Source organism: Actinomycetota bacterium, assembly GCA_028698215.1.
Classification (GTDB): Bacteria; Actinomycetota; Humimicrobiia; order Humimicrobiales; family Humimicrobiaceae; genus Halolacustris.
Map to the genome: position 1 here is coordinate 1 of JAQVDY010000007.1, position 11,735 is coordinate 11,735.

Here is an 11,735-nt window from a genome sequence, read left to right on the forward strand (position 1 = left end):
TGGCTGGGGAGGGAGGATTCGAACCTCCGCCCTACGGTCCAGAGCCGCATGTCCTGCCACTAGACTACTCCCCAAAACGAATAACTATTATAATACGATATTATCAAGCAGGCAAATCTATTCTGAGCTTTTTTTAATGTAGAAAATAAAGGTATCTCCCTCTTTTTCTATTTTCAGCAGCTTATTGCCGGTGGTTCTAGACCAGCTTTTCATATCAGCTTCTGAGCCGGGATCATCTGCCAGCATTTTAAGCACTTGCCCTTTCTGCATGGAATTGATCATCTTTCGGGTTTCAAATATGGGAGCAGGGCAGTAAAGGCCTATGCAGTCTAGCTCCTGATCAACTTTTAAATCATTCATAGCCTTACTCCGCAGTTTGGGCATTTATCTATATTGTTGCTGACTGGGTAACCACATTCAGGACAATGCAGTATCTTTATATGGCAAACCTGGCATATAGGTGATTCCTTTAATTTAAGTTCAGCATCACAATAGGGACACTTGCAGCTGGATTGTTTATCCTTATCCATAATTACTCCTATTTTTTCTTTTTACTCTTATTACGGTAATCTTCAATAGCCTTATGAAGGGCATCGGCTCCCAGGTTAGAGCAATGCATCTTGTTCTTGGGAAGGCCCCCCAGCTCTTCTGCTACATCTTGGTTAGTTATTTTAAGAGCCTGGTCTAAAGTTTTGCCCTTGGCTATTTCACTAACCATGCTGGACACTGCTATGGCTGCTCCGCAGCCAAAGGTTTTAAATTTTACATCTTCCAATTTATCGTCTTTAACCTTGATGTAAAAAGTCATCATATCCCCACAGGTTGGATTACCTACTTCTCCGATTCCATCCGCATCCTTTATTTCTCCAACATTGCGGGGAGAGGAAAAATGATCCATTACCTTTTCACTATATGTAACCATAAATAACCCCTTTTCTAATCTTCCTTATACAAAGGAGACATCTGCCTTAATTTTGTAATTATGGGAGGCAGGACTTTAATAGTTCTTTTGACTTCCTGCTCCGTATTATATTTACCTAATGAAAACAGCACTGAACCCTGGGCCATGGTTGGACTTAGCCCCATGGATAACAATACCTGGCTGTTCTTGAGGGCTTGGGAAGCGCAGGATGATCCGCTGGCAGCGGCTATGCCCTGCATATTAAGCAGCAGCAATATGGATTCACCCTCAATATATTCAAAGCTTATATGCACATTTCCGGGCAGCCTTTGCTGGGGGTGCCCGTTAAGTTTAACATCCTTAATATTTTCCATAATGCCTTCTATCAGCATATCCCTAAGGCGTATTAACTGTTTATTGTTTTTACCCATGTCATTTCCTGCCAGTTCGGCAGCTTTGCCAAAACCGATGATAGCCGGTACATTTTCTGTGCCCGCCCTGCGGCCCCTTTCCTGGGTACCCCCTATAATAAATGGTTTTATCCTGATGCCTTTGCGGATATAAAGGGCTGCCGCCCCTTTGGGCCCGTACATCTGCTGGGAAGAAAAAGTATAGCAATCCAGGCCTAAATCATTTACATCCACTTCTATAATCCCCGCAGTGGCTACCCCGTCACTGTGGAAAACAACCTTGTTCTGGCTGGCAATGCCTGCCAGCTCCTTTAGGTTTTGTATGGTTCCTACTTCATTATTGGCATGCATGATGGATATCAAAACTGTTTCCGGGCGTATTGCCTTTTTGAGATCCCGGGGATTTACTAACCCGTATTCATCTACTGGAAGAAGGGTGTATTCCCAGCCTTGTTTTTTTAATTCCTTTAAGGGATTCAGTATGGAAATATGTTCAATGCTGGAAGATATAATATGGGTTCCCTTGGATTTGAGGGCTGAAGTTAGCCCAAACAAGGCAAAGTTATTGGATTCTGTTCCACTGGAAGTAAAATAAATCTCTTCAGGCTCAGCTCCAATAAGCCGGGCTACCTGGTTGCGGGCTTCCTCCATGGCATCTTTGGCTTCCTGGCCAAAGTCATGCAGGCTGGAGGGGTTTCCATAGTAATTAGAAAAGAAAGGCTCCATAGCCCTAAATACTGGGGGGTCTACCGGAGTAGCGGAAGCATTATCAAAGAATATTTTTTCTGCCATAATTTATCCCTTTCTTTTTATACAATTCTAAATTCTAATTAGTTTTTTGAAAAAATTCCACCAGCAATATATTAGGGGAGCTGGTTATGTTGACATATGGGTCAACAATTTTTAATATGGTTATATGCCAAAAAAGATGCATAGTTTCCGTCTGGACCAGAACTTAATAAAAAAAGCAAAAGCCAGGGCCAACCAGCTGGGTATATCCCTTTCTGCTTTTGTATCTTTGGCCCTATCCGATAAGATTGCCGGCCTTGGACCTGATAACTCTGTGGCCCGGGAGTTAAAACTGCTTAGAAAGCATCTGGAGCAAAGGCCAGAATAATAACATTTTAGCTGATTCCCAAGCCCTTTGCTATTTGAGTAAAAAGATAAAAAATACTATAATTTACCTGCTTTGCAATACAAATCTATAACATAATGGAAAGGGGCCAGGTAATGATTATTGGAATAGGTAACGTAGGCAGTACCTCGCTGAAGAGCAAGATAATAGATATTGATGACCAGAACAATATAAAAACTTTGGGTCAGGCTAACCTGGATAAAATAAAATCTGAAGGCCAGTCCAATTTTACCCACAGTGTGGGGGACGGAATAATTAAGAAAGAAACAGTAGAGGTATGCGGTTTTGAGGCCGGCATTAAGCTTATACTGGACTGGTATGTAGCTAATGGGGTAATCAGGAAGCCCCAGGACATAGAGGCCATGGGTTTTAAAACCATACTGGGAGTAAAAAATGGGGCCAACAGGCTAACTGCTGAAACATTGGCCGAGATGAAAAAATATGCATTTGTAGCTCCTGTGCACAATATCCCTTATATCGAAACCATAGGTATATTTGACCGGATTCTAGATGTTCCTATGGTGGGTGTTTTTGAGCCGTCTTTCCATTATTCTATTCCTGAATCCAGGAGGCTTACCGGCCTTCCCTGGGAATGGTCCGAAAAGCTGGGAATAAAAAAGAACGGTTACCATGGTTCATCCCACCGTTATCTTTCAGCTAAGGCTTACCAGCTGGAGGGAACAGAAGATATAAACTTGGTTACCATACACTTGGGGGGCAGCAGTTCAATGACTGCCCTGGCCGGAGGCAAATCTGTAGATACTACCATGAATTTTTCTCCAAATTCCGGATTGCTCCAGGGAACCAGGGTAGGGGATACTGACGGTACCGCTATGCTTTATGCTATGAAAGAGCTGGGGCTTTCGGTGGAAGAAGCCCAGGACCAAATCTCCAATAATGCCGGCCTTAAGGGCATAGCAGGCATTGGAACTGATGATTTACGGGAAATCCTGCAAGCAGCCGAGCAGGGAAATAATAGGGCAAAACTGGCTATAGATTATTATATTTACGGCATTAGAAAATATATAGGTTCATTTGCAGCGGTATTGGGAGGCCTGGACTGCCTTGTATTTGGGGGCGGCATTGGTGAAGGCAGCACCTATATGAGGGAAAGGATACTGGAAGGCTTGGAGTTTATGGGTATCAAGCTGGACTTGTCTAAGAACAAGGAAGTAAATGGCCAGCTGGGCTTGATATCTTCCGACTATTCCATGGATTCCAAGGTCAAGATATATATCATACCTACCAATGAGGAAGTGGTAGTAGCCAGCTTCACCAAAAAGGTAGTGGAGATGGGCCGGGACCTTAAACCGGAAGAGATGATATTCAGGATCTAGAAGCCAGGGTTTCTAAATACTGGCTTAACCTGTAAGTGGTTAAATCCTTACCCAGTATTTCCATAGTTTTAAACAGTGGGGGGCTTATATTGGTCCCCCACAAAGCTACCCTTATTACTGCCATAAAATTGCGGAATCCCACTTCTAATTCCTGTGCTTTTTGCCTTAAAGATGTTTCTATTTGTCCTGAATTAAAATCAGTTAAGCTGTCCAGCATAGCAAGAGTGGCCTTAAGCACCTGGGCGGCATCCACCTTCTTTAAGTCAAAGAAAGCCATGGCTTCCTGGCTGTAGCTTACCTTCTCAAAAAAAGGCCTTATCCAATCCATGGTTTCACTTAAGGTTTTAATCCTTTCCCTTATCAGGGGGGCAATGGCTTCAGATTTTAAGTTTAAATCCTTTTCCCAATTATTTAATGCTGCAGGCTTGTCTATTTTCTGCTTTACTTCTTTAACTATAAATTCGGCCAGCTGGCCGGTTTCCATGGACCTTATCCAGTTGCTGTTAACCCACAGCAGTTTTTCAAAATCAAACCGGGCTGGTTTTTTGTTGATATCTTCAATTTCAAAAAGATCTATCAGCCGCTGTATTGAAAAAATATCCTGTTCCCGGGGAGGGGTCCATCCCAGCAAGGCTAGATAATTTAAAATAGCCTCCGGCAGAATACCCTGTTCCTGGTAAGCTTCAATAGATACAGAGCCATGCCTTTTACTTAACTTATGGCCGTCACTTCCCAGAATCATGGGCAGATGGGTAAATTGCGGCAGGTCAAATCCCAGCATCATATATACCAATATCTGTTTGGGAGTATTGGAAAGGTGGTCTTCCCCCCTTATTACATGAGTTATTTTCATCAGGGCATCATCCACTGCAGCGCTGAAGTTATAGGTAGGAAGCCCATTGGACCTTAAAATTACAAAATCATCCAAATTGTCTGTATTTACAGAGATGTCTCCGTAAACCGTATCCTTAAAAGATATGGTCTGGCTGTCCGGTAGCCTGAGCCTAACTGCATAGGGCATGCCCTGGCTTATGTTGGCAGCGGCCTGCCCGGGATCCAGGCTAAGGCATTTTCGGTCATATTTGAAAGTCTTGCCCTGTTTTTCTAAATCCTGCCTTTGGACTTTTAGGGATTCGGGGCTGCAGAAACAGGGATAGGCTTTACCCTGGGCTATTAGCGTATGGGCATATTGCTGGTAAATATCTTTTCTCTGTGATTGCCGGTAAGGCCCAAAACCGCCTTCAGCATCATAGCCTTCATCCCATGAAATACCCAGCCACTTAAGGGAAGAAGTAAGGCTATTCAGGCTTTCTTCCATATGCCTGGCCATGTCAGTATCCTCAATTCTTAGAATAAGATTTCCCCCAGTTTTGCGGGCAAAAAGCCAGTTAAAAAAAGCAGTCCTGGCGCTGCCTATATGCAGATATCCAGTGGGGCTGGGTGCAAACCTGACCCTAACCTGTTGATTGCTGCTGCCCATATCCTGTCCTTCCCATTAATTTCCTGTAGGTACTAAATATACAATAATAAGGGAAACTTTAAAACTGCTAATTTGGTGGCTGCGGTTTACAGTACCTGCATTTTTATAGTGCCGGGCCTAATATAAACCTAATAGGTGGAAAGGTAGATGTTTGGCAAAAAAACCTGTAAGCTATATATGTATTTATGTTATAATTAACTAATTTTAAAAGGGATAAATCAACACTGTGGATAAGCATAAATGGAAATTGCCAAAATAATTGGTACAGTAGTAAGTACCATCAAAGTAAAGAAAATTGAAAACACCAAACTGAAAATTGCCCAGGCTGTAAACCCTTTTGGCCAGCCTTCCCCTAATTTTTACCTGGTAGAGGATGCGGTGGGGGTAGGCATCGGAGAAACGGTACTGCTGACTGATGACGGAGACACGGTAAGCATGCTGGTAGGAAGGGAAAATGTTCCCATAAGGGCGGCCATTGTAGCTAAAATTGATAAAATTAACATGTATGAATAATTATGGATATTGCTAAGGTAGTGGGAAGCGTAACCTCTGTTTCTAAAATGGAACAGCTAAAACCGGTAAAGCTGTATGTGGTACATATTTTAGACAGCGGGTTTAAGGGTACCAACAACTATACTGTGGCTGTAGATACGGTGGGCGCAGGCTATGGGGACCTGGTACTTATTACTACCGGCAGCGCAGCCAAGATGACTGACCTTACCGCCCATGTCCCCACTGATACCTCCATAGTGGCCAGGATAGATACCCGGGAGAAGGAAGAATGAATATAGGTGTGGTAAAAAAAGAGCTGGTCTGTAGCGTGAAAGATAAATCCATGGATGCAGCTAAAATATTTTTGGTCCATATTTTAGACCTTTCCGGCAAAGAGACCGGCAAATATGTGGTAGCTGTGGATAAGAAGCTGGGCATAGGAAGCGGGGATATAGTGCTTATAGTAGGGGGAAGCTCTGCCCGGAAAATCGTGGGATATGATAATATGCCCATTAATGCCGGCATCTCTGCCAAAGTAGAGTCATTGCATATTGATCCCAAATATAAGTTTTTAATGGAGAAGTAAAATGTTTTATGCCAAAGTGATCGGTAAAACCTATTCTAATTTTAAGCATCCTTCACTGGAAGGTATTGCCATTAAGATAATTGAAGACGTTAATATCAAAACCGGCCAACTGACCGGGAAAAAATCCCTGGCCATGGATCCTTTGGGGGTATCCATGGGAGAATATGTAGGGTATGAGGTCAGCACTGAAGCCACCTGGGCTTTTGAAGACAGGCTGGTTCCGGCGGACACCACTATCACCGCTATTATTGACTCGGTAGATTTGGGAGGCGGGGACTGAAATGATGCTGGGTAAAGTAATAGGGAATGTGGTTTCTGTCATCAAGGATGAAAACTATAAGGGGTTAAAACTTATGGTAATCCAGGAAATGGATATGGATGGCGGCTATAAGCCTAATTTCGTAGTAGCGGCTGACCTTATCGGTGTGGGTATAGACGAAACGGTTATGGTGGCTAACGGTACTCCGGCCAGAGCTACTGAGGAAACCAAAAGCGTAGGCCTGGATTCCATTATAGTGGCTAAAATAGAAAAATTAATTTTTGAAGATAGGGAATTGAATTTATAACAAGGGGTGATTTAGTATGGACGGCTTTGCCATTGGTTTAATTGAAACAAAAGGGCTGGTGGGGTCTATAGAAGCAGCCGATGCCATGATAAAGGCAGCCAGTGTAGAACTTATGGGCCAGGTAAGGATTGGCGGCGGTTATGTTACAGTATTTATAAAAGGCGATGTGGGTGCGGTTAAAGCCGCTATAGAAGCCGGAGCTGAAGCTGCTAAAAGGGTAGGAGAGCTTCTGTCTTCTCATGTGATACCCCGGCCTAACCAGGATTTGGATATGATTTATCCATAAAATCTTAGGGATTTACCCAAACTTTTATCTTCTGGCTAAGATTAGCTTTTTGCCCTCCAGAAGGTTGCTGGTCGTAGGTATAATTTTGGGGCACCTGATCATTTTTTTCATAAATATACTCAATATTATTATACCCAGAATGTACTAATATATGGTTTGCCTGATCCCAAGGTAGATTTATGATATTTGGTACAGTAGGAAGGTTTTCTTGTAACTGCTTTATTGTTTCCCCAGGGTCTCCAGCTGGCACTTCTCCTGGGTTTACCCAAACCTTGATTAGTCTTATGGGTTCAATTTCCTCATCCCATAAAGGTTCTTGCCTGTGAACATAACCTGGAGGTACACCTCCAAAAACTTCTTCAATAAATTCTATATGAGTGTATCCGGCATCTCTCAAAATATTATTCGCCTGGTCCTTAGGCATTAGTGTTATATTAGGAAGTTTTAAACCCTCTGTAGTATCCAATGACCTGGGTTCCTGCCCGTAATGAAACTGCCTTAATTCGATTTTCTCGAAAGGGGTAAACCTGTTTGGCAGCACAATTGCACCGGTTTCAGGATTGTGGACTACCTGTACCTCTATTAAATCGTCTTCCGGTCTTACAAATTCCTCTGCAGGTAGTTTCTTGGTAGCTTCTTCCATAAACAAGTTCCAGATCATGGCCGGCAGGGTTCCACCCTGAACCCTGGTGTCGTGTATTATTCCCATTTTTATATTTTCTTCAGGGTAGCCTATCCATACACAGGCTGCCAGGTTAGTAGTGAATCCGGTAAACCAGGCATTTTCCGCTTCCTGGGTGGTACCTGTTTTTCCTGCCACCGGCCTGTCTTCCAGGCGGGCCCGGGTACCGGTACCTCTCTGCACTGCCTGCTGCATGATTTCGATAGCCCTGTAGGCATTGATAGCAGATATGGCTTGAACCGGTTGAGGCTGGTGCTCCTCTAGCACATTGCCCTCATTATCGGTAACCTTGGTTATGGCTACCGGATCATTTCTAGCCCCATAATTGGCGATGGTGGCAAAGGAGCTGCATACCTCTAGTGGGGATACCCCGATGGTAAGGCCTCCCAGGCCAATAGCAGGATAGGGCTCCAGGTCGGTAACGATACCCATCCTTTTAGCAACATCAACCATGCTGTAGGCACCAACCTTCATTATTAGCTGGGCATAAACCACGTTTACTGAGCTTATGGTGGCATCTATAATATTCATTTCATCGGTTTCGTATTTGGTTCCCATATAGTTGGAAACCTCCCAGGGCTCACTTCCTTCTATACCAAATATTACCGGACCATTGGGGTTGAAAGTCATCAGCGGGCTTATGCCCTGTTCCAGCGCAGCCATCAGGGCAAAAACCTTGAAAGTGGATCCCGGCTGCCTTTTAGCCTGGGTGGCCAGGTTAAATTTCATTACTGAAAAGTCCTTGCCTCCCACCATGGCTTTGATATAACCGGTAGAGGGATCTATGGCTACCAATGCTGCTGCAGGGTCTTCGGGATCATACAATATTTCCTCTATGGCATCTTCAGCAGCTATCTGCATATCCGGCTCCAGGGTGGTGTAGATATCAAAACCCCCCTTAAATACCCGGTTTACCCCATACTTTTCTATTAGCTGCTGTTTTACATATTCAACAAAATACATGGCAAAACCCTTTTTTGATTCCTCGGTAGGCCTATTCAGCACTATGGGGGTATTGATAGCCTCCTGGTATTGCTGAGAGTCAATATAGCCCAACTCCATCATTTTGGATAAAACCACATTTCTCCTATCCAATACCCAGGCCTCTTCAATATAGGGGCTCTTGTTGGGATAGCGGAGCATGCCTGCTAATAGTGCTGCTTCAGGCAAGCTGAGATAATTTACATTTTTATTAAAATAAACCTTGGAAGCAGCCTGTACCCCGTAAGCACCTTCACCGAAATAAACGGTGTTAAGATACATTTCCAGTACTTCTTCCTTGGAATAAATTTTTTCCAGCTGATAGGCCAGTAACGCCTCTTTTATCTTACGGTCATAGGTTATTTCGTATTTTTCTTCCGGTATATAAAGGTTCCTGATAACCTGTTGGGTGATAGTGCTGGCTCCCTGGGCTATATCACCGGTTTGAAGGTTAATGATAAAAGCCCTGATTATGCCCTCAGGATCTACTCCCTTATGCTGATAATATCTTTCATCCTCTATGGCTACTACCGCATTGATTAGGTTTTGGGGCATGCGTTCCAAATTAACTTCTTCCCTATTTTCTATCCCATGGAAAGTGGCAATAAGGGTTCCGTCCGCCGCATATATCTGGGAGGTCAAGGCAGCCTCTGCAGGGTTGTATTCTCCCAGGTCAGGCAAATCAGCCATGAAGCTTCCTATGATACCGGTCACTGCTACTGAAAGGCCGCTGAAAGCGGTTAAAAATAGGATGGTGGAAAGCAAAAACAAGGCAACCAGTACTATTAGTACTTTAACGCCAGCCCTGTTTTTCTTATGTTTTTTCCTTAATTTAGACATAGTTTTATTTAGCCATTCTATTATTAGCCCCCCATAAAATCAACCTTCAATTATATTAGACATGGCACTACCTGCAGGGGGCAAAACTCTTATTTTTATTATTGCATAATTGCAAGTTATTGCATAAAATAAATTATAAATACCAATTAATAAGAGGTGAGCAGTAATGGTTTACATAAATACTAAGGATATGCTGATTAAAGCCAGGAAAGAAAAATTTGTGGTGGGGGCTTTCAATATTGTCAACCACACCTCTATGGTGTCAGTAGCAGAAGCAGCCATTGAAGAAAGGTCACCGGTAATTATTCAGACTTCCCAAAAAACAGTGGAAGCCTTGGGCTATAAGATGCTGGTGGATATGGCCAAAGACCTGGCCCAGGGAACAGACGTTCCCATTTCCATGAACCTGGATCATGGGACCGATATGGATATTATTGAAAACTGTATTGAGCATGGCTGGAGCTCAATTATGGTAGACGGATCCAGCCTGCCCTACCAGGAGAATATAGAAATGACTAAAAAGGTAGTGGAAATGGCCCACCAGAAAGGTATTACCGTGGAAGGTGAGCTGGGCCATATAGGGGGAACCGAGGAACAGGTTTCAGTAGACCAGGAGCATGTAATGTTAACTGATCCCCAAATGGCGGTAGATTTTCAGCAGAAGACCGGCATTGACAGCTTGGCCGTAGCCATTGGCACTGCCCACGGCCTGTACTCAGGAGAGCCCAGGCTGGATTATCAGCGCCTGGCCAAAATAATGGAGGTTACTGATTTTCCCATAGTAATTCACGGCTGCTCCGGTTTAAGCCAAGAAGTGCTGGCTAAAATCAGGACTTTCGGAGTATCTAAAATGAACATCTCCACCGAAATCAAGCATAAATACATCGACTCCTGCGATTTATACATAAAAGAGCATCCCCATGAGTATGAGCCGGTGAAAAAAATAAACTTTGTAAAGGAAGAAGTAAAAAAACTGGTTAAGAAATATATTGGTATTTTTGGAAGCGCCGGTAAGGCCTAACAGGGAGGGATAAAAATTAACAGCTATAAACCAACTTATGAATGTGACCTTCACTGCCATACCAACCGGTCAGATGGCAATGATACCCCCAGGCAGCTAATTGTCCTGGCAGCCGGCCTGGGCATGAGAGCCATAGGCATGGTGGATCATGATACCGGGCCTGTCCTTACCGTAGAAGAAGGGGGCAGCAAATTGGGTATTAAGGAGTTTGCTGCCAGCCGGGGCCTGGAGCTGGTGCTGGGTGATGAATTTTCCTGTGACAGCCAGGTGGATGACGTTCACATTATCGGCTATGAGCTGGACTGGGATAGCCCAGCTTTCCTTAAGGAGGTAGAGCGTGCCAAGCAGAGCAAGGCTGATGCCTACCGGCAGCTATGTGAGGTGCTGACCGAAGAAGGCATGCCCTTAGACTACGGCCAGGACATATTAATATATACAGACCTGCAAGGGATTCAAAGGCATAGAACGCCAGAGGAAGTGCAAAGAAAACATATATTTGAAGCTATGGCCAGAAAAGGCTATGCCGCTTCCTGGAGTGAAGCCAAACTTATGGTCAGGGATAACCCCCGGCTGAATGTGCCCCGGAAAAAGGTCAGCCCCCTGGAGGCTATAAATATTATTAAAGGCGGCGGCGGCCTGGCGGTATTGGCCCACCCCTACCTTATAGACGAGCAGGTAGATTCTGAAATACTGGGCAGAGTAACCCGGCTAGAATACATTGATAAACTGATAGAAGCCGGCCTGGACGGCATGGAATCCTGCTATACTTATGACAAAACTACCTATAAGGGCACGCTCAGCCGCCAGCAGGTTCAGCAGGAGGTAGAAAGCAGGTATAAGGGTAAGGTAAGGTTTTTTACCGGAGGTTCAGATTACCACAATGATGCTAAAAAAGGGGCGGCTAACCCCAGGCTGATAGGAGAAGCAGGCATCAGCTACCGGCAGTTTAAATCTATTTTTGCCTAACCCTTATTAAGGTGTAGCGGCAGGGCATGTATTGGCCTTAACTTTAGCCGGC

General features: G+C 44.1%; 16 protein-coding genes and 1 tRNA gene. 10 read left to right on the top strand and 7 right to left on the bottom strand.

The features are described from left to right. The 5 genes from PHN32_03435 to PHN32_03455 all read right to left on the bottom strand — a co-directional run bounded on the left by PHN32_03435 (position 1) and on the right by PHN32_03455 (position 2,103). Positions 1 to 74: transfer RNA gene (locus tag PHN32_03435), tRNA-Gln, on the bottom strand. Positions 75 to 117: 43 nt separating this feature from the next. Next, entirely contained in the window at positions 118 to 360 is a 243-nt protein-coding gene (locus PHN32_03440; GenBank protein ID MDD3776641.1) for a sulfurtransferase TusA family protein, read from the bottom strand. After that, positions 357 to 530 carry a hypothetical protein gene (locus PHN32_03445; protein MDD3776642.1) on the bottom strand — a complete coding sequence of 58 codons (174 nt, stop codon included), beginning with the start codon at positions 528 to 530 and terminating at the stop codon, positions 357 to 359. The genes PHN32_03440 and PHN32_03445 overlap by 4 nt, the downstream gene beginning before the upstream one ends. Before the next feature lie 8 nt (positions 531 to 538). Next, positions 539 to 922: a Fe-S cluster assembly scaffold protein NifU gene (nifU, locus tag PHN32_03450; protein MDD3776643.1), complete on the bottom strand. Its 384-nt coding sequence runs from the start codon at positions 920 to 922 to the stop codon at positions 539 to 541. A 14-nt stretch (positions 923 to 936) separates the two neighbouring features. Further along, entirely contained in the window at positions 937 to 2,103 is a 1,167-nt protein-coding gene (locus tag PHN32_03455) for a cysteine desulfurase family protein (GenBank protein MDD3776644.1), read from the bottom strand. A 124-nt stretch (positions 2,104 to 2,227) separates the two neighbouring features. On the opposite strand from PHN32_03455, the gene PHN32_03460 reads away from it, so the two are divergent. Together PHN32_03460 and PHN32_03465 are read left to right on the top strand one after the other, a co-directional pair. Then, positions 2,228 to 2,428 carry a hypothetical protein gene (locus PHN32_03460; protein ID MDD3776645.1) on the top strand — a complete coding sequence of 67 codons (201 nt, stop codon included), beginning with the start codon at positions 2,228 to 2,230 and terminating at the stop codon, positions 2,426 to 2,428. Positions 2,429 to 2,541: 113 nt separating this feature from the next. Further along, on the top strand, positions 2,542 to 3,783 hold the full coding sequence (locus tag PHN32_03465) for a hypothetical protein (GenBank protein ID MDD3776646.1): 1,242 nt from the start codon (positions 2,542 to 2,544) through the stop codon (positions 3,781 to 3,783). Here PHN32_03465 and gltX read toward each other — a convergent pair. Beyond that, positions 3,773 to 5,263 (bottom strand): glutamate--tRNA ligase, encoded by a 1,491-nt coding sequence (gene gltX, locus PHN32_03470; GenBank protein MDD3776647.1) that lies wholly within the window; start codon positions 5,261 to 5,263, stop codon positions 3,773 to 3,775. The two genes, PHN32_03465 and gltX, sit on opposite strands and share 11 nt — an antisense overlap. A 240-nt stretch (positions 5,264 to 5,503) precedes the next feature. Here gltX and PHN32_03475 point away from each other — a divergent pair, with 240 nt between their 5' ends. From PHN32_03475 to PHN32_03500, 6 genes are read left to right on the top strand one after another with little or no spacing between them, the layout of a single operon-like run. Beyond that, complete coding sequence (locus PHN32_03475) at positions 5,504 to 5,776, top strand: EutN/CcmL family microcompartment protein (GenBank protein MDD3776648.1); 273 nt, start codon at positions 5,504 to 5,506, stop codon at positions 5,774 to 5,776. A gap of 2 nt (positions 5,777 to 5,778) precedes the next feature. Next, complete coding sequence (locus PHN32_03480; protein MDD3776649.1) at positions 5,779 to 6,048, top strand: EutN/CcmL family microcompartment protein; 270 nt, start codon at positions 5,779 to 5,781, stop codon at positions 6,046 to 6,048. Then, the gene (locus tag PHN32_03485; GenBank protein ID MDD3776650.1) at positions 6,045 to 6,341 is read left to right on the top strand and encodes a EutN/CcmL family microcompartment protein; all 297 of its coding nucleotides are present in this window, start codon (positions 6,045 to 6,047) and stop codon (positions 6,339 to 6,341) included. The genes PHN32_03480 and PHN32_03485 overlap by 4 nt, the downstream gene beginning before the upstream one ends. Position 6,342: 1 nt before the next feature. After that, the gene (locus tag PHN32_03490) at positions 6,343 to 6,621 is read left to right on the top strand and encodes a EutN/CcmL family microcompartment protein (GenBank protein MDD3776651.1); all 279 of its coding nucleotides are present in this window, start codon (positions 6,343 to 6,345) and stop codon (positions 6,619 to 6,621) included. 1 nt (position 6,622) lies between these two features. Further along, positions 6,623 to 6,907, top strand: coding sequence for a EutN/CcmL family microcompartment protein (locus tag PHN32_03495; GenBank protein ID MDD3776652.1), 285 nt, complete (start codon positions 6,623 to 6,625; stop codon positions 6,905 to 6,907). A gap of 16 nt (positions 6,908 to 6,923) precedes the next feature. Beyond that, positions 6,924 to 7,193 (top strand): BMC domain-containing protein, encoded by a 270-nt coding sequence (locus tag PHN32_03500; GenBank protein MDD3776653.1) that lies wholly within the window; start codon positions 6,924 to 6,926, stop codon positions 7,191 to 7,193. A 4-nt stretch (positions 7,194 to 7,197) separates the two neighbouring features. Here PHN32_03500 and PHN32_03505 read toward each other — a convergent pair whose 3' ends face one another. Beyond that, the gene (locus PHN32_03505) at positions 7,198 to 9,696 is read right to left on the bottom strand and encodes a PBP1A family penicillin-binding protein (protein ID MDD3776654.1); all 2,499 of its coding nucleotides are present in this window, start codon (positions 9,694 to 9,696) and stop codon (positions 7,198 to 7,200) included. A gap of 166 nt (positions 9,697 to 9,862) precedes the next feature. Between PHN32_03505 and PHN32_03510 the strand changes: the two genes are divergently transcribed. Next, on the top strand, positions 9,863 to 10,717 hold the full coding sequence (locus PHN32_03510) for a class II fructose-bisphosphate aldolase (protein ID MDD3776655.1): 855 nt from the start codon (positions 9,863 to 9,865) through the stop codon (positions 10,715 to 10,717). A gap of 123 nt (positions 10,718 to 10,840) precedes the next feature. Further along, a complete protein-coding gene (locus PHN32_03515) occupies positions 10,841 to 11,683 on the top strand; it encodes a PHP domain-containing protein (protein ID MDD3776656.1) in 843 nt (280 codons plus the stop codon). The last annotated feature ends 52 nt before the right edge of the window (positions 11,684 to 11,735 follow it).